General features: G+C 60.0%; 18 protein-coding genes. 6 read left to right on the forward strand and 12 right to left on the reverse strand.

The window, feature by feature from the left end:
• Positions 1 to 105 precede the first annotated feature (105 nt).
• The 3 genes from AXG89_RS05050 (at position 106) to AXG89_RS05060 (ending at position 1,007) form a co-directional block, all read left to right on the forward strand.
• Positions 106 to 378: a hypothetical protein gene (locus tag AXG89_RS05050; RefSeq protein WP_062168299.1), complete on the forward strand. Its 273-nt coding sequence runs from the start codon at positions 106 to 108 to the stop codon at positions 376 to 378.
• A gap of 116 nt (positions 379 to 494) precedes the next feature.
• Positions 495 to 734, forward strand: coding sequence for a hypothetical protein (locus tag AXG89_RS05055; RefSeq protein WP_062170290.1), 240 nt, complete (start codon positions 495 to 497; stop codon positions 732 to 734).
• A gap of 24 nt (positions 735 to 758) precedes the next feature.
• On the forward strand, positions 759 to 1,007 hold the full coding sequence (locus AXG89_RS05060) for a hypothetical protein (RefSeq protein WP_062168301.1): 249 nt from the start codon (positions 759 to 761) through the stop codon (positions 1,005 to 1,007).
• A 231-nt stretch (positions 1,008 to 1,238) separates the two neighbouring features.
• Here the strand turns inward: AXG89_RS05060 and AXG89_RS05065 are convergent, their stop codons facing one another.
• The 7 genes from AXG89_RS05065 to AXG89_RS05095 all read right to left on the reverse strand — a co-directional run bounded on the left by AXG89_RS05065 (position 1,239) and on the right by AXG89_RS05095 (position 8,714).
• The gene (locus AXG89_RS05065; RefSeq protein WP_062168302.1) at positions 1,239 to 1,643 is read right to left on the reverse strand and encodes a DUF488 domain-containing protein; all 405 of its coding nucleotides are present in this window, start codon (positions 1,641 to 1,643) and stop codon (positions 1,239 to 1,241) included.
• A 260-nt stretch (positions 1,644 to 1,903) separates the two neighbouring features.
• Positions 1,904 to 3,721 (reverse strand): glutamine--fructose-6-phosphate transaminase (isomerizing), encoded by a 1,818-nt coding sequence (gene glmS, locus AXG89_RS05070; protein WP_062000587.1) that lies wholly within the window; start codon positions 3,719 to 3,721, stop codon positions 1,904 to 1,906.
• A gap of 61 nt (positions 3,722 to 3,782) precedes the next feature.
• Positions 3,783 to 5,144, reverse strand: coding sequence for a bifunctional UDP-N-acetylglucosamine diphosphorylase/glucosamine-1-phosphate N-acetyltransferase GlmU (gene glmU / locus AXG89_RS05075; protein WP_062168304.1), 1,362 nt, complete (start codon positions 5,142 to 5,144; stop codon positions 3,783 to 3,785).
• A gap of 96 nt (positions 5,145 to 5,240) precedes the next feature.
• The gene (locus AXG89_RS05080; protein ID WP_162916006.1) at positions 5,241 to 6,065 is read right to left on the reverse strand and encodes an aspartyl protease family protein; all 825 of its coding nucleotides are present in this window, start codon (positions 6,063 to 6,065) and stop codon (positions 5,241 to 5,243) included.
• 451 nt (positions 6,066 to 6,516) lie between these two features.
• Entirely contained in the window at positions 6,517 to 7,461 is a 945-nt protein-coding gene (gene ttcA / locus AXG89_RS05085; RefSeq protein WP_062168308.1) for a tRNA 2-thiocytidine(32) synthetase TtcA, read from the reverse strand.
• The gene (locus AXG89_RS05090) at positions 7,458 to 7,859 is read right to left on the reverse strand and encodes a dihydroneopterin aldolase (protein WP_062000591.1); all 402 of its coding nucleotides are present in this window, start codon (positions 7,857 to 7,859) and stop codon (positions 7,458 to 7,460) included. The genes ttcA and AXG89_RS05090 overlap by 4 nt, the downstream gene beginning before the upstream one ends.
• 30 nt (positions 7,860 to 7,889) lie before the next feature.
• Complete coding sequence (locus AXG89_RS05095) at positions 7,890 to 8,714, reverse strand: SDR family oxidoreductase (RefSeq protein WP_062168310.1); 825 nt, start codon at positions 8,712 to 8,714, stop codon at positions 7,890 to 7,892.
• A 13-nt stretch (positions 8,715 to 8,727) separates the two neighbouring features.
• On the opposite strand from AXG89_RS05095, the gene AXG89_RS05100 reads away from it, so the two are divergent.
• Positions 8,728 to 9,942, forward strand: a complete 1,215-nt coding sequence (locus AXG89_RS05100; RefSeq protein ID WP_062168312.1) for a class I SAM-dependent methyltransferase — start codon at positions 8,728 to 8,730, stop codon at positions 9,940 to 9,942.
• A gap of 4 nt (positions 9,943 to 9,946) precedes the next feature.
• Positions 9,947 to 10,141, forward strand: a complete 195-nt coding sequence (locus tag AXG89_RS05105) for a DUF2905 domain-containing protein (RefSeq protein ID WP_062000594.1) — start codon at positions 9,947 to 9,949, stop codon at positions 10,139 to 10,141.
• On the opposite strand, the gene AXG89_RS05110 is transcribed toward AXG89_RS05105, so the two are convergent.
• The 4 genes from AXG89_RS05110 to AXG89_RS05125 form a co-directional block, all read right to left on the reverse strand.
• Entirely contained in the window at positions 10,138 to 11,376 is a 1,239-nt protein-coding gene (locus AXG89_RS05110; RefSeq protein ID WP_062168314.1) for a multifunctional CCA addition/repair protein, read from the reverse strand. The genes AXG89_RS05105 and AXG89_RS05110 overlap by 4 nt on opposite strands.
• A complete protein-coding gene (locus tag AXG89_RS05115; RefSeq protein WP_062168316.1) occupies positions 11,373 to 11,993 on the reverse strand; it encodes a glutathione S-transferase family protein in 621 nt (206 codons plus the stop codon). The genes AXG89_RS05110 and AXG89_RS05115 overlap by 4 nt, the downstream gene beginning before the upstream one ends.
• Positions 11,994 to 12,021: 28 nt before the next feature.
• Entirely contained in the window at positions 12,022 to 12,975 is a 954-nt protein-coding gene (locus AXG89_RS05120) for a complex I NDUFA9 subunit family protein (protein WP_062168318.1), read from the reverse strand.
• A 122-nt stretch (positions 12,976 to 13,097) separates the two neighbouring features.
• Positions 13,098 to 15,065, reverse strand: coding sequence for a lytic transglycosylase domain-containing protein (locus AXG89_RS05125; protein WP_062168320.1), 1,968 nt, complete (start codon positions 15,063 to 15,065; stop codon positions 13,098 to 13,100).
• A 50-nt stretch (positions 15,066 to 15,115) separates the two neighbouring features.
• Here AXG89_RS05125 and AXG89_RS05130 point away from each other — a divergent pair, with 50 nt between their 5' ends.
• A complete protein-coding gene (locus AXG89_RS05130) occupies positions 15,116 to 15,682 on the forward strand; it encodes a 5-formyltetrahydrofolate cyclo-ligase (protein ID WP_119024651.1) in 567 nt (188 codons plus the stop codon).
• A 124-nt stretch (positions 15,683 to 15,806) separates the two neighbouring features.
• On the opposite strand, the gene AXG89_RS42000 is transcribed toward AXG89_RS05130, so the two are convergent.
• Positions 15,807 to 16,085, reverse strand: coding sequence for a hypothetical protein (locus tag AXG89_RS42000; protein ID WP_162916007.1), 279 nt, complete (start codon positions 16,083 to 16,085; stop codon positions 15,807 to 15,809).
• Positions 16,086 to 16,091: the final 6 nt, after the last annotated feature.

Below are 16,091 nucleotides of genomic sequence, written 5' to 3' on the forward strand. Positions count from 1 at the left end.
AATTGATCTCAAACCGCACAACTGCTTACAAATCTCACGTGAGGGCAGTGCACCGGCACTGCCGGGCGCGCGTTGTAGCAAGACGCACCCACCGCGAGGCTTGTCATGAGCACTAGTTGGCATCTTCACGAGCAGCAACGTCGCCGCATTCATTCGCTGATCGCCGTCACGGCCATTGCAGTGATCGTGGTGAGCGGTATTGGCATCGCGGCATTGACCGGCATTCTTTCGGCATCGAAAGCCGAGAGCGCGACCTCGAATGCTTCCCCTCTAATCGACACACACAGCGCCGATCCCCTCAGCGGACTGAAGCTCAACGCAGAACCCCTGCATGGGTTGGCGGTTGAGCAGCGCATAGGCATATCGGGCGCGCGGTAACTCCGCGTTACCAATCTCGCAAACCGGTTTCACTTGCGAGCGGAAACTGCACATAGACTTTTCACTACCGGATGACGTCGATGTCGATGCCGCCGGAAACCATCGAGGATCGTGGAATGAACAAGCGCAATATCGCTGCCGTATTGTCGATAACGCTCTTCGCGTTCGCCGGCTCGGCCAACGCGGCGGGATGTCTCAAGGGCGCAGTTGTAGGCGGCGTTGCGGGCCACGTCGCGGGTCATCATGCGGTGATCGGCGCAATGGGCGGGTGCATTGTCGGACATCACATGGCGAAGGAGAAAGCGAAAGAACGTGCAATGGAAGCAAGTCAGCACACCGCCGCGACACCGTCCTGAGCGGTTCACCGAACAGGAGGACCCATGCTGCGACCCCGAAGCCTTCGAGTCACAGCGCAAGCGGCCGGCACGCAAATGTGCGCTGACTACTGCGAGGAAACTGGCCGCCTTCGCATCCTTCAGGACGAAGTGGCGGTGCGTGAATGGTTTCCGCCCAACTCGTGGATGGCGATTGCATCGGTTGCCGGCGCGCGCAACTGGGGAACGCGGCCGGACTTGAACGAGCTGCGAGCATTGCTCGTGAGCCAAATGTCGCTGATGAACATCGGCTGAAAGATGTACGAGTTATCCGTTACAGCCTCTGGATAACTTCGGCATAACAACACGGATTGGTGTGCGCCAAATCTTGATAACCGCGGGCATGTTCGCAACGCCGCAGAAGTTATCCTTTGATCCACCCTGTTGTCCCGCACGCCTGCTTGCGGTTATCTGGTCTGTAGAGCATTGATCCAATGGCGCTTTCGACGCTTGTCCACAGAAACGGGCGATGCTTGTTAACTATTACTATGTATACATATCACTCACGATAAAACCTCTAAGGCGTGGAATATGAGCGTTGCCGATGGCGCTTAAAAAGTGAGCACGGCTCGTTGTCACAGTAAATGTTCGATGCTCAAGCGATTGGACCATCGTGAATTCAAGTATTCGACGGCAAGTCTTCGATGGCAGATCACCCGATCGGTATCGCTTGAGATGGTCGCGTTCGGGCGCAAGCTCACGAAGCTCGACGTATCTGATATCGAGTAGCTCGGAAAGGAAGAACTCGAGGTCCGGTTTTTTGGAGAAGCCCGCGAGTTGCGAAGTGTTGTTCAGACGGACATCGAGAAGGGTGCGGACTTCGGCTTGCTTTAACAGCGTGAAGAACTGTGCGGCCGATTTTTGCGTGAAGCAGATGGTGGTGACTTGCATGGCTTGAGATTTCGAACGAGCGAATGCGTTGAAGGTAACGAAGCGTGATATCTGGCGGGCTGTAGCGTCGTTCTGGTGGTTCCAGGCTTTCCTTGGTGCCCGTGAACACGAGAAGCCCATACCGACCGCTCAGGCCGTGTTACGCGCGCCTGCGGGCATTCAAAGAAAAAGCGCCGCGTGATGACAAGCATCGACGCAGCGCTTCAGGATTCGGCGTGGACTTCGTGACTTTGATGGCTGACCACAAAGCCCCTACCCCCTCACTCCACCGTCACACTCTTGGCCAAGTTCCTGGGCTTATCCACATCGGTCCCTCTTGCACAAGCCGTGTGATACGCCAGCAACTGCAGCGGTACCGTATGCAGGATCGGCGACAACAAGCCATAGTGCTCCGGCATCCGGATCACATGAATGCCGGCTTCGCTGACAATGCGCGTATCTGCATCGGCGAAAACATACAGCTCGCCGCCGCGCGCCTTCACCTCCTGCATATTCGACTTGAGCTTCTCCAGCAGCGTGTCGTTGGGTGCGATCGTCACGACCGGCATTGCCTCCGTGACCAACGCCAGCGGCCCATGCTTCAACTCACCCGCCGGATACGCTTCAGCGTGGATATACGAGATTTCCTTCAGCTTCAACGCGCCTTCGAGCGCGATCGGATAATGCAGCCCGCGCCCGAGGAAGAGCGCGTTTTCCTTGCGCGAGAATTCCTCCGCCCACGCGATGATCTGCGGCTCCAGCGCAAGCACGCTGTTCAGCGCCGCCGGCAGATGCCGCAACTGCGCGAGATACGCGGTTTCCTGCTTCGCGCTCACATGGCCGCGCAACGCGCCGAGCGTCACCGCCAGCACGAACATGCCGACCAGTTGCGTCGTGAATGCCTTCGTTGATGCCACGCCAATCTCGGTGCCCGCATGCGTGAGGAATGTCAGCTCCGTCAGCCGCACCATCGCGCTTGAACTCACGTTGCACACGGCCAGCGTGTGCTTGTGCCCAAGCGACTGTGCGTGCTTCAACGCGGCGAGCGTATCGGCGGTTTCGCCCGACTGCGATATCACCACGACCAGCGCCTTCGGATTCGGCACCGACTCGCGATACCGGTACTCACTCGCCACCTCGACCTGCGTAGGAATCCTGGCGATGGACTCAAGCCAGTACTTTGCCGTCATGCCGGCATAAGAACTCGTGCCGCACGCGAGGATGAGCACGCTGTCGATATCGGCGAACACTTCTGCCGCCTTGGCGCCGAACAGGTCAGCGGTGAACCGCTCGGCCTGGGGAATGGTGTCGGTGATGGCGCGCGGCTGCTCGAAGATTTCCTTCTGCATGAAATGCCGGTACGGCCCAAGTTCGACCGCGCCGCCGTACGCCGCGACCACGCGCACTTCGCGCTGCGCTGGAATGCCATCGCGATCGACGATCTTCACGCCATCGAGCGTGATCTCGACCACATCGCCTTCATCCAGGTATGCAAACCGGTCGGTACTGCCCGCGAGCGCCAGCGCGTCCGAAGCCAGGAAGTTTTCGCCATCGCCCACACCGACCACCAGCGGCGAACCTTCACGCGCGCCGACCACCGTGTTCGGCTGATCCTTGTGAATCACGGCGATGGCATACGCGCCGTGCAACAGTTTCACGGCCTCGCGCACGGTCTGAAACAAATCCCCGCGATACATGCTGTGTATCAGATGCGCGATGACTTCGGTATCGGTCTGCGATACAAATTCGTAGCCCTTTTCACGCAACGTGGTTCGCAGGCTTTCGTAATTCTCGATGATGCCGTTGTGCACCAGCGCCAGCTCGTTGCGCGAGAAGATAGGATGCGCGTTGTCGGTGACGGGCGCGCCGTGCGTGGCCCAGCGCGTGTGCGAGATGCCGGTCACGCCGTCCAGATGACTTTCGCGGACCTGTTCGGCGAGATCGGCGACGCGGGCGACGCTGCGCGCGCGTTTGGTTTCGCCATCGGCGATGACGGCGACGCCGCATGAATCGTAGCCGCGGTATTCGAGCCGCCGCAACCCTTCGACCAGCACCGGGACAATGTTACGTTGCGCGACCGCGCCGACAATTCCGCACATGGATCTATCCTTCAAATTGTTTTCGAATCGCCCGAATCACGCGAGCATTCGTGATTGTTTCTCAAGCTTTTTTCTTCACTGGCCGCACGTAACCGCTTTTGCTGATCTGCGTTTTCTCATTCATCACGAGCTGGTTTTCTCCAACGATGTCCTTCCAGACCGTCGTGCCCGCCGCGATCGTCGCGCCGCGCGCCACGCGTACCGGCGCAACAAGTTGCGTGTCCGAGCCGACGAACACATCGTCTTCGATCACCGTACGGAATTTGTTCGCGCCATCGTAGTTACAGGTGATCGTGCCCGCGCCAATATTCACGCGCGCGCCGACATCGGAATCGCCGATATAACTCAAGTGATTCGCCTTCGAGCCGCGCCCGAACACCGCGTTCTTCACTTCCACGAAGTTGCCGACGTGCGCTTCGTCGCCGAGCACGGCGCCTGGCCGCAATCGCGCATACGGTCCCAGCACGACGTTCGCGCCGGTCGTGCCGCCTTCAATGTGCGTGAAAGCATCAACGCGCGTGCCGGCGCCGATGCTTGAATTGCGGATGACGCAATTCGGGCCAATGGTCACGTTATCCGCGAGCGTCACGTTGCCTTCGAAGACGCAATTCACGTCGATGGAAACATCGCGTCCGCACGTCAGCGTGCCGCGCACGTCGATGCGCGCCGGGTCCATCAGCGTCACGCCTGCAGCAAGCAGATCTTCGGCGGTGTTGCCCTGATGAATGCGTTCGAGTTCGGCGAGTTGCTGCTTGCTGTTCACGCCGAGCGTTTCCCATTCGTCGTCGGGCTGCGAGGTCACGACTTCGATACCTGCTTCGAGCGCACGTTCGACGACATCGGTGAGATAAAACTCGCCCTGCACGTTGTCGTTCTTCAACGACGCCAGCCATTCGCCAAGCCGCGCTGTCGGCGTAATCACGATGCCCGTATTGATCTCGCTGACTTTCAGTTGATCGGCGTTGGCATCCTTCTGCTCGACAATGCGCTGAACCTTGCCCATCGCGTCACGCACGATACGGCCGTAACCCGTCGGATCGTCGAGGGTGACGGTGAGGACGCCGTAGTGCTGGCCGGCGGTATCGACGAGACGTTTTAACGTGCTTGCGCGCGTGAGGGGTACGTCGCCGTAGAGAATCAGCGTGGAAACAGCGGGGTCAAGCAGCGGCAGCGCTTGCATGACCGCGTGGCCGGTGCCGAGTTGCTGCTCCTGGATCGCGAACTGGACGTCGGGCGCGCCAACAGCGTTCTGCACCTGATCGGCGCCATGCCCGACCACCACGACAAGCCGCGTGGGGTTGAGCGTGCGCGCGACATCGAGCACATGGGACAAGAGCGGCTGGCCAGCCAAGGGATGAAGGACTTTAGGCAAGGCGGAACGCATGCGCTTGCCGGTACCTGCCGCCAAAATTACGATGTTCATGGCGTCAGCTTTTTGGGAAGTGTTGGAGCCGTCAATATAACATGCGGGCGTATCCCGAAATTGCGGCCCGGCCTTGCTGAGCAACGGTCCAGACGCTCAGGACGCGTCCATGCGTTGCATGAAAACCCAGCCCGTCGAGTATGAAAGCCAGACGCGGCGGCCTCGCAAGTAGTCCATGCCGAGAACCATATCGAAGTCCGGCAGCACGATGTCCCCCACCTCGATCGACGCGCTTGGGAACCGTTCGGCGCCGACCTCCAGGTCCACGCTATGCCGATAACTCGCAATCGGCTCACCATCCCAGCCAAAGTTGTACATGGGCACCGTTTTATCCATCCCGGTCAGGTCCGCTCCGGTCCCGGCTATGCTGGCCTTAGCCGCAATCGAGGTCTCCGCGCCTGTATCGATGACTGCCCGAATCGGATGTCCATTCGCCGATATATGCAGTACGAAACGGTTACGCCGCGTTAAATCGGCGGAAAAGGCAGTGAATTGTCCCGACCATGGAACAAACCGGCCGACGCAATTGGACACCGAATAGAGCGCTATGGTCCGCGCGGGAAAATCGAGTTCAACGTCGTACCGTGTCAGTATGTTGGAGCCCAGAAAGCCAATCGGTGCGGGCAATCGTGCTTCACGCGCCCGCTTTGCAACAAAAGCGAAAGAGGTCGGACTGACGCGGAGATCAATCCACTCGGGCGCTCCCAGTTTCAGGGACGAAAGGATGCGCGGATAATGCCAGCCTGCCTCCCCGCCGAGACCCGTTACCTTGTGCTCGCCGAACTTGTCCTCCTGCAGATGCCAGACATTCGCCATGGCAGGTTCAATAGTCGTCTGGTCGCTGCCCGTATCCACGACCATTGGATAAGTTCGTCCGTCGATCTCGGCCGGCACCGTGAAAAAGCCGAAGAATCTGGTCAAGGGCAACTTCGCCTCAAGCTGAACCCGGCAAGCGGCAATGTTCGACGTGGGAGGCGGCCGCCTCGCAGGCCTTGTCGCGGAAGCGCCTTTTGTAATTCGGGCACGCGGCTTCATGACACGTTCAACCGGAGCGCGTGTGAACGCTGAATGTGGTGATGACTGACCCTCGAAACCCGTATTTGCCGCGCTGCTGACCGCAAACAAGAGAAGCGCGCAACTGAATACTGTAAGTCCGCTGAGCTTCCGATAGATGATTAACCGCAACGAGATAATCTGCCGCATGCCTGCTCCGCTTATCGAATTGGCGATGGCGTTCAAGCATTTAAACTAAAGCTTAAAACACACAAACGGCGCAGCCTATCATCTCCTTCATCTCATAAACGTAGAAACTCCGCTGGATTCAAAACACCGGTTTAAAAAACAACTAGCGGTGCCGGATCACCAGACAGCTTCAAATATCGTCGAACTGGACAATCGAAATAGTCTGCGAAGCCGGTTCCGTCGAACATGGATCTTCGTCAAAAGCGATATCACCCGCCGGATCGGCCACGCCTGTCGCGCGCAAACCGCCGAACGGAAACAGCTTGTGATCCATCAAATGCGACGGCACCACGTTCGACAACGCGTTGAACATATTCTCCACGCGTCCGGGAAAGCGCTTTTCCCAATCGCGAATCAGCGCCTTCATTTCCGCGCGCTTCAGGTTTGGCTGGCTGCCGCACAGGTTGCAAGGAATGATCGGGAATTCGCGCAGTTCGGCGAACTTCTCCAGATCCCTTTCCTTGATGTAAGCGAGTGGCCGGATCACGACGTTCTTGCCGTCATCGGATTGAAGTTTTGGCGGCATGCCCTTCAATTTGCCGCCGTAGAACATATTCAGAAACAGCGTCTGCAGGATGTCATCGCGATGATGGCCGAGCGCAATTTTCGTTGCGCCCAATTCACCGGCCACACGATACAAAATCCCGCGCCGCAGTCTGGAACAGAGCGAGCACGTGGTCTTGCCTTCCGGCACGAGCCGCTTGACGATGCTGTACGTATCCTGATTTTCGATATGAAACGGGATATCGAGTTTGCTCAGATATTCGGGCAGCACGTGCTCGGGAAAACCGGGCTGCTTCTGATCGAGATTCACCGCCACGATGTCAAAATTGATCGGCGCGCGCTCGCGCAGCCGCATCAGCAGTTCGAGCATGGCGTACGAATCCTTGCCGCCCGAAAGGCACACCATCACCTTGTCGCCGTCCTCGATCATCTTGTAGTCGACAACCGCTTCGCCCACTTGCCGCGCGAGGCGCTTGAACAGCTTGTTGTTCTCGTACGCCTGCTTTTGCTCGTGGCGCGTCATCGGCTCGCGAATTTTCGGAACCGAAACTGGCTCGATAATCGAACTCATGCCGCCACCTCTTTGATGCGAAAGACCTCGACGCCAACGGCATCGCAATCGGGATAAACGTCCGGCTTTTCCGTCGATACCACCACTGCCCGCACATTTGGATGTTCGAGCAGCGCAGCGGCGACGTCGTCGCACAACGTTTCCTGCAAGTGGATATGCCCTTTGCCCACACGTTTGGCGATGGTCGAGCGCATGAAGTCGTAATCGACGACTTCGCGCAACTTGTCCTCGACCGGCGTCGATAAAGCCAGCGGCACGAACAATTCCACGTTGATCACGACGCGTTGTTCGCCCTGCTTCTCGAAATCGTGCACGCCGATGTTGATGCGCACTTCGTAATTGCGCAGAAAAAGGCGCCGGCAATCGGCGAGCCGGGGATGCGAAAGAACGGCAAGCATGGTCGTGTCCTGGGAATACTGATTAACTTACTAGGTGCGGTCGGCCATCAAAAACATGATGTCGCGCGGCGATGGCACGAGATGCTGCCCGCCGTCGACAACCAGCGTCGTGCCCGTCACACCGGACGCATCGGCGAGATAACACGCGGCCGCGACCACGTCTTCGACACGCGAAGCCCGGCCCAACGGCGTCACGCGATGCGCGGCTTCGAACTCGGCATCCGTCATGTCCGCCGATGGCAACGTCAGACCCGGCGCGAGCCCGACCACGCGCAACTTTGGCGCAAGCGCCTGAGCCAGCGCGACGGTCGCGGTTTCGAGCGCCGCCTTGCTCAACGTGTACGACAAATAGTCCGGATTCATGTTGTACAGCTTCTGGTCCAGCACGTTGATGACGCACGCGCGCCGGGTTTCGTCGTGGATGGCGGCCTCCGGCGTGGCTTCCTGAAGCGCACGCGCCAGAGCCAGCGGCGCGGCCACGTTGACCGCCATCATCTCGAGCAGACGCGCGTAGCTGAAATCACGCGCGGTATCTTCCGTGAACCGGGATGCGTTGTTCACCACGCAATGCAGGCCGCCCAACGCTTCGATACACCCCGGCACCAGTTTCGCGACATCGTCCTCGACGCCAAGATCCGCACCGAGCGCAACCGCCCGGCGGCCGAGCGCGCGGATCGCCGCGACGACTTCCTGCGCGTCCTGTTCCGAGCCGTTGAAATGCACGGCGACGTCCCAGCCGCGCGCCGCAAAACCAAGCGCCAGCCCCCGGCCGATACGTTTCGCCGCGCCCGTGATCAGCACGACGCGGGATTTGGGGGCGGAAGAATCAGGAGAAGTCGACGAAGAATCGCTCATTTACAATGCCGGAATGAATCCAAAAGCTCACGAATCCGACAGTTTACCTGCTCCCGGCCCCGACGCGCTCGCGCAATCCGAGCGGCTGACCGCGCGCATCCGCGAAGAAATCGCGTCCGTGGGCGGCTGGATGCCTTTCAGCCGATACATGGAGCTCGCGCTTTACGCGCCCGGCCTCGGCTATTACAGCGGTGGCGCGATGAAATTCGGCAAACGCGGCGACGATGGCAGCGATTTCGTCACCGCTCCTGAAATGTCGCCATTGTTCTCGGCAACGCTCGCACGGCCCGTCGCACAAGCGTTGCGGGACAGCGGCACGCGCAACCTGATGGAGTTCGGCGCCGGCACGGGCAAACTTGCGGCGGGTTTGCTGAACGCGCTCAAGGCGCTGGACGTTCCGTTCGACAGCTATTCAATCGTGGATCTTTCGGGGGAATTGCAGCAACGCCAGCGCGCGACGATCGACGCCGATGCGCCGGAACTGGCATCGAAAGTCCGCTGGCTGAGTGCATTGCCCGGACAATTCGAAGGCGTGGTGATAGGCAACGAAGTGCTTGATGCCATGCCCGTGCGCCTGGTCGTGCGCAAACTCGGCGATTGGCACGAACGCGGTGTCATCTGGAGCCACGATCATTTCGCCTTCGACGACAAACCCCTGTTGGCCGCGCTCGATAACCCGCTGCTCGCCGAAATCGATACGACTATCGATGAAGTCAACGACGAGCCTTTCATTGAATATGTGAGCGAGACGCACGAAGCCGCGCTGGCTTTCACGCGCACGATTTGCACGATGCTCACCCGCGGCGCCGCGTTTTTCATCGATTACGGCTTTCCCCGGCGCGAGTTTTATCATGCACAGCGCGCGCAGGGCACGCTGATGTGCCACTACCGCCACCGGGCGCATGGCGATCCGTTTCTGTATCCCGGCTTGCAGGACATCACGGCGCATGTGGAGTTTTCGGGGATCGCGGAAGCCGGCACCGAGGCGGGCGCTGACCTGCTTGGCTTCACATCGCAAGCGCGGTTCTTGATGAACGCGGGGATCACGGACGCACTTTCCGACCTCGATCCCACCGATGTCCGCCGTTTCCTCCCCGCAGCAAACGCGGTTCAGAAGTTGTTGTCCGAGGCGGAAATGGGCGAGTTGTTCAAGGTGATCGCGTTTTCGCGCGGTATCGATGAAACAATCGCCGCGTTCTCATCCGGCGACCGCTCGCACACGCTATGACGTCATGATCCGCTGGGTTCTCACCACGTTCATTGCCTTGACCATTCTTTCGGCCTCGTTGCCGTGGATGAAGAAACTCGGCATCGGCAAGTTGCCCGGCGATTTCACGTTGAAACTGTTCGGGCGCGAGTATTCGTTCCCGTTCATGTCCACCATCCTGCTTTCGATCATTCTTTCGCTGATCGCGCGGGCGCTCTAAGCGTTCTGAAGCGCCGCGTCCACGGCCGCAACCCGCGCCGCATGCACCGCGTCCTTGATCTTCGCCGGCTCGCTGGCGTATTGCTGCGCGACGGCGCCGGCATCGACCCCGCGCGCCGCCACCAGCGCCTCGCGCAAACGCTCGGCTTGCGGATACGGCTGCTGACTTAGACCAAGACGGCCGCGTGCGTCGGACACACAGGCTTGCAGCGCTTCGGCAAACCGCGCGGGCTTGCGCAACGCATCGCATCGTTCGAACAAGCGGACCAAGGCGGCCGCCCCGAACTCCATCACCCGATGAATATTCCCGTGCTCACGCGCGACCAGCAGCGCGAGGTCGCGGCAATCGTTCGGCACGCGCAGACGCTCGCATAGCGGCTTCAGCAAATCGACGCTGCGCCCTTCATGCCCGACATGGCGCGGCAAGATGTCTTCCGGCGTGGTCGCCTTGCCGAGATCGTGCGTGAGCGCGGCGAAGCGGACGGGCAACGTAAAACCGTGCGACGCCGCGTAATCCACGACCATCATCACGTGAATGCCGGTATCGACTTCCGGGTGATAGTCGGCACGTTGCGCGACGCCCCATAACGAATCCACCTCGGGCAAGATCCGCACGAGCGCGCCGCATGCGCGCAGCGTCTCGAACATGCGAGACGGCTTTTTTTCCATCAACCCGCGCGATACTTCCTGCCACACACGTTCGGGCACGAGCGCATCGACTTCGCCATCGGCGACCATGCGTTTCATCAGGGCAAGGGTTTCGTCGGCGATGGTGAAATCAGCAAAGCGCGCCGCGAACCGTGCAATCCGGAGAATGCGCACTGGATCTTCTATGAACGCCTCGCCCACATGGCGGAACACGCGCGCTTCAACGTCAGCCCGGCCATTGAACGGATCGATCACCGGTCCGGTCAGTTCGCCATCCGGCCGGACTTCGCGCGCCATTGCGTTGACGGTCAGGTCGCGCCGGGCGAGATCTTCTTCGAGCGTGACATCGGGCGCGTAGAAAAACTGAAACCCGTGATATCCCGCCGATGTCTTGCGTTCCGTCCGCGCCAACGCATATTCCTCGTGCGTCTGCGGATGCAGGAATACCGGAAAATCCTTGCCGACCGGCTTGAAACCCTGCGCTGTCATTTGCTCGGGCGTGGCGCCGACCACGACGTAATCGCGGTCCTGCACCGGCAAACCCAGCATTTCATCGCGGATTGCACCGCCTACGGCATAGATGTTCATTGCTCTTTCCGCGCGCCTGCAATCCATTCGGCGACTTCCGGCATGGTGGTGATGTGCTTGCAGTAGTCGCGCGCATGGTCGCTGATCTTCGGCGCGTACGAGTTGAAGCGCATGACGACGGGCGCGAACATCGCATCTGCGATGCCGAATTCCTTGCCGAACAGGAACGGTCCGCCGGGCGCGCTCAGACAGTTGCTCCAGATCTTGTCGATGCGCTTCACGTTCGACAACGCCCCCGCCGTTAACGGCTGGCCGAACGCCTGACGCTGGATGTTCATCGACATTTGTTCGCGCAGATCGCCGAAACCCGCGTGCATTTCCGCGCTGATGCTGCGGGCGTGCGCGCGAGCGGCGGCATCGCGTGGCCACATGGCGTGTTGCGGGAAAAGCTCGGCCAGCGTTTCCATGATCGCGAGCGATTCCCAGACGGCGTCGCCGGCATCGGTCACGAGGCACGGCACCTTGCCGGACGGTGAATGTGCCAGGATGTTCGCGGTCGAGTCCGGCTGGCCGAGGCGGATCAGCACCTCTTCAAACGGAATGCCGAAGTGCTTGAGCACGAGCCACGGCCGCATGGACCACGACGATTGGTTTTTGTCACCGATAACGAGTTTCATCGCAGAAATTTGAAGTTGAGTACTTGATTCAACGCCCCGCCGACGCACGGAACGTGTTGAAACGCGAACGCGTGGAGGCGCCCGTGAGATACATCGGCGCAATCGCCTCGACGCTCGCCGGATCGATGCCGAGTTCCGGCGCAATCGGCCCGCTGGCAATATTCGGCGCTTTCATTGAATCCAGATTATCGCGCGACATCATGGGTTCGCCGGGCGCGAGTTCCAGCGACATGGCCTGCAAGCGGCCAAGGCTGTCAGGCAAACGGATGATGCGCGCGTTCTTGCCGATCGCCGCGCCGCTGAAGCGCACGAGTTCTTCGAGCGTGTAGACCTTCGGGCCGGCGAGTTCGTATGCGCGACCGCTGGCGGCATCGAGATCGAGCGCGTTGACGAAGGCCTTGGCGACATCGCCGACAAATATTGGCTGGAATTGCGCCTGCGAACACGCGAGTGGAATGATCGGAAAGATCCGTTCAAGGAACGCGAACTGGTTCAGGAAGTTGTCCTCCGGACCGAAGACCACGGACGGACGAAAGATGGTGGTGGCCAGATTCGAATCGCGCACGGCTTTTTCGCCATCGCCTTTTGATCGCAGATACATGCTCGGGCCGTTCGAATCCGCTCCGAGCGCGCTCATGTGCAGAAGGCGTCGCACGCCTTTCGCCTGACACGCGGCCACGATCTTGTTCGGCAATTCGACGTGCGCCTTCGCGAATTGCGGACCGTAGGGCGCGCCACGTTTGCCTTGCAGCACGCCGACGAGATTGATGACGGCGTCGGCTTGCGAAACGAAAGCGGCGAGTTGAGCGGGATCGTAGACGTTGGTTTCGATCACATCCACGGGCAAGAGCGTGAGATGCGCCGCGTTCTCACGCCGCCGGGTGGCAATGCGCACGTTCTTGCCGACTTCGACAAGCGCGTTCACCAGATGACTGCCGATAAATCCCGACCCGCCGATCAACGCAATGGTTTGATGTCGCATATTCGCCTCTGTGAGTGACGTCGGCGGCGCGAGGGAAGCTTGAACGGCCGAGGCCGGGCGTGGCTTCCGGCGCGCCGCGTTGCCGGATAAGCGAAACGCGCGGCGAGTCTGATGCGATACGCTTACGGCGCGATGTAGCCGAGCCGCGCCTTCAGCGATTGCGGACGACCCTCGAACAACGCCGCGTAGTACACGGTGTTCGACAGCACGTTCTTGACGTAATCGCGGGTTTCGGTGAACGGAATGGTTTCAGCAAAAATCGCGCCCTCTACCGGACCGGTCAGCGTGGAGCGCCATTGTTTCGGCCGGCCCGGGCCGGCGTTGTAACCGGCTGTTGCCAGCACGGCGGAGTCGTCGAACTGGTTATAGACCATGGCCAGGTAGTTCGTGCCGAGGAGAATGTTTGTATCGATGTCATTCATCTGCTCGCGCGAAACCGGACCCATGCCGATCTTCTTCGCCACGAGCTGCGCGGTTCCGGGCATCAGTTGCATCAGGCCGCCCGCACCAACCTCGGACTTCGCGTTGATGATGAAACGCGATTCCTGGCGGATCAGGCCGTAGGCCCATTCGATATCCAGCCCGGTATTTTTCGATTCGCGGTCGACCACGTCCTTGTAGGGCGCCAGGTAACGCAGCGAGAAATCGTGCTCGGTCTTGGTTTTATCGGCGGTATTCACCGTGCGGTCGAACAATTCGATACGCCGAGCGTACTGCGCCGCCGCCAGCAACTGACGATCCGTCATGGTCCGTAGCGGCCAGTTCCATTCGCGGTTGCCTTCGAGGCGCAGGTTCATGTTGTAGAACTTCTGCGACAACGCGAAACCCGGAATGGTCTGGGCTTGTGCGATTTCGGCGTCGGTCACGGTCGTGCGCGGCGGCACGGTGATCTTCTGCCCCAGTTCTTCCGATGCCAATTGGCCGTAGAAATTGAACTGATCGGCGATGCTCGTGAATTCCTGCGCGGCAGTGGCGGTGTCGCCGGCCTGCTTCAAGGCACGTCCGTGCCAGTAGATCCACGTTGCTTGATTACGCAGCGCGGGCGGCATCTGCTCGATCGACCAGCGCACCATGGTCCAGTCGCCGGCAAGCAACGCCATGCGTGTGCGCCATTCGTAGGCCGGATTCGACAATTGCGCATTCACCGACAACCGGTACCAGTCCACTGCGCTCGGCATGCGCTTCGACGCAGCCTGATACGCAATCGTGCCCCAGCCGGTAGCGCGTTCCAGCGGCGTCAGAGCCGGCGCCACAGAACTGAACGATGCCGCGGCCATGGCCGGATCGTTGCGCGCCATGCGCGTGATGGCCAGCAACGCGAGCTGGTGCGACGACGTGTCCCGGCCTACGCCACGCGCCAGATAGAGCGGCGGCGTGTTCGAGGCGCTGTCGAAGGAATTCTGACTCGGGCGCTGCTGACCGAGCGCGTCGGCAATCTTGCTGGCGGTGTTCGTGTAGTTTTGCTCGTTCGCGAGACGAATTTGTTGCCAGACGTCATCGGACGTAAATTGCTGCGATACCGCCAATGCGTTGATCAGGTCCACGCAACCGTCGCCATACCATTTAGGATCCACGAGCAATGCCCGGGCGGCGTCCGACACGTTTTCCCCCCGCGATGCCCGTGCTTCGAGCGCGTAGCATTTCACCTGCGTGTCGTCGTTCAGGACAAAACGCTGATACTGATCGAGGAAATTGCGCCAGTCGTGGCGGGCGCCCAGCACGACGAGATAATCATTTCGCATGCGATCCGCGATAGCCTGGCCGTCGTAGCGCTGCAGGAACGAAAGCACGGGTTCATCGGGTGCATCCACGCGCGCGTGCCCTTGCGAGTCGAAAAGCTGCGGCTTGAGCGTGAAATATTCGACGTAACCCGGCGCCGGATAATTCGGAATTTGCGCCGCGAGCTGCATGGCGCGGCCGGCGTCATTCGAGCGCGCGGCTTCGCGCAACTGAATGAAAGTGCGGTCATCTTGCGACAGCGAATAATCGACTGAAGGACGAACCGCCGATGCGGTGCTGCACCCGATCAGCGTGATCGCGGCGAGCGCCGTGGCGGCTGCGAGATATACTCGTTTGAGACGTTTTGACATCGTTTTTTGTGGAGCGCGAAGTGATCCAGAGCATAGCATGCAACCCTCTGATGGAAGCCAAAAGCACGCTGCGCGCGAGCTTGCTGGCAACCCGCGAAACGCAAGGCGGCGAGGCTGATCACGAGGCGCGTGGCGAAGCGCTCGCGCGGCGCTTGATGGAGGTCGTGGGGCGGTATCCGGAGGCATCGTGTATTGGGTTTTACTGGCCTGTTGCCGGCGAGTTCGATGCACGCAATGTGCTGAGCGTCTGGCTCGCGCTGGCGGCGTCGCGGACGGCGGCGTTGCCGGTGGTTGTTGCTCCGAGGCAACCGCTCGTGTTTCATGCGTGGCGTTGCGACTCTGCCATGAAGAAGGGGCGTTATGGGATTGCAGTGCCGGAGGAGGAGCGGGTCGTAGTTCCGGATCTTCTGTTGATTCCCTGCGTGGGGTTCGATGCCGACCGGTATCGGTTGGGGTATGGCGGCGGGTATTACGACCGGACGCTGGCGTTTTGGCCCGCGGACAGGAAGCCCGCTACGATCGGGGTGGCTTTTGAAGCTGCCAAGTGTGATGCGTTGCCGCGGGGGGAGTTTGATTTGCCGCTGGGGGCGATTGTTACTGAATCGGGGATTTATTGAGGCTAGCGCCTGGTGGGTTTTAGTAGTGGTCGGAGTTTATGCCGGGTTGTTGCTGGTTGGGCTACCGCGCGGTTTACTTTGGGTGATTTCTTTAGCACTGTTAGCCACTGTCCGTGGCGGGACTTCATGTCACGGGTAATGCGCTGACGCTTGGTTGGTCTTTGGCAGCGGTCAGGATTGATGCTGGGTTGCTGCTTTTTAGGCTTTCGCGCGTTTTGTTCTGGCTGATTTCTTTAGCACTATTAGCCACTGTCCGTGGCGGGACTTCATTTCTTTGTCCAACGGCGAAAAAGAAACGAAGCAAAGAAAACGCCTTCCAACCGCTAATTCTTAAGTGTCCCGAGCGTGCAGTGACAACTGTTTGGTACTTCACAAGAACGCTCGACGCCGCAATCAAGAACACTTGAAA

It is taken from the genome of Burkholderia sp. PAMC 26561 (assembly GCF_001557535.2).
Taxonomy (GTDB): domain Bacteria; phylum Pseudomonadota; class Gammaproteobacteria; order Burkholderiales; family Burkholderiaceae; genus Caballeronia.

Bases quoted from the DNA above. Each gene is read 5' to 3' on its own strand.
- AXG89_RS05050 (WP_062168299.1), top strand. From the start codon at position 106: ATGAGCACTAGTTGGCATCTTCACGAGCAGCAACGTCGCCGCATTCAT.
- AXG89_RS05055 (WP_062170290.1), top strand. From the start codon at position 495: ATGAACAAGCGCAATATCGCTGCCGTATTGTCGATAACGCTCTTCGCG.
- AXG89_RS05060 (WP_062168301.1), top strand. From the start codon at position 759: ATGCTGCGACCCCGAAGCCTTCGAGTCACAGCGCAAGCGGCCGGCACG.
- AXG89_RS05065 (WP_062168302.1), bottom strand. From the start codon at position 1,643: ATGCAAGTCACCACCATCTGCTTCACGCAAAAATCGGCCGCACAGTTC.
- glmS (WP_062000587.1), bottom strand. From the start codon at position 3,721: ATGTGCGGAATTGTCGGCGCGGTCGCGCAACGTAACATTGTCCCGGTG.
- glmU (WP_062168304.1), bottom strand. From the start codon at position 5,144: ATGAACATCGTAATTTTGGCGGCAGGTACCGGCAAGCGCATGCGTTCC.
- ttcA (WP_062168308.1), bottom strand. From the start codon at position 7,461: ATGAGTTCGATTATCGAGCCAGTTTCGGTTCCGAAAATTCGCGAGCCG.
- AXG89_RS05090 (WP_062000591.1), bottom strand. From the start codon at position 7,859: ATGCTTGCCGTTCTTTCGCATCCCCGGCTCGCCGATTGCCGGCGCCTT.
- AXG89_RS05095 (WP_062168310.1), bottom strand. From the start codon at position 8,714: ATGAGCGATTCTTCGTCGACTTCTCCTGATTCTTCCGCCCCCAAATCC.
- AXG89_RS05100 (WP_062168312.1), top strand. From the start codon at position 8,728: ATGAATCCAAAAGCTCACGAATCCGACAGTTTACCTGCTCCCGGCCCC.
- AXG89_RS05105 (WP_062000594.1), top strand. From the start codon at position 9,947: ATGATCCGCTGGGTTCTCACCACGTTCATTGCCTTGACCATTCTTTCG.
- AXG89_RS05110 (WP_062168314.1), bottom strand. From the start codon at position 11,376: ATGAACATCTATGCCGTAGGCGGTGCAATCCGCGATGAAATGCTGGGT.
- AXG89_RS05115 (WP_062168316.1), bottom strand. From the start codon at position 11,993: ATGAAACTCGTTATCGGTGACAAAAACCAATCGTCGTGGTCCATGCGG.
- AXG89_RS05120 (WP_062168318.1), bottom strand. From the start codon at position 12,975: ATGCGACATCAAACCATTGCGTTGATCGGCGGGTCGGGATTTATCGGC.
- AXG89_RS05125 (WP_062168320.1), bottom strand. From the start codon at position 15,065: ATGTCAAAACGTCTCAAACGAGTATATCTCGCAGCCGCCACGGCGCTC.
- AXG89_RS05130 (WP_119024651.1), top strand. From the start codon at position 15,116: ATGGAAGCCAAAAGCACGCTGCGCGCGAGCTTGCTGGCAACCCGCGAA.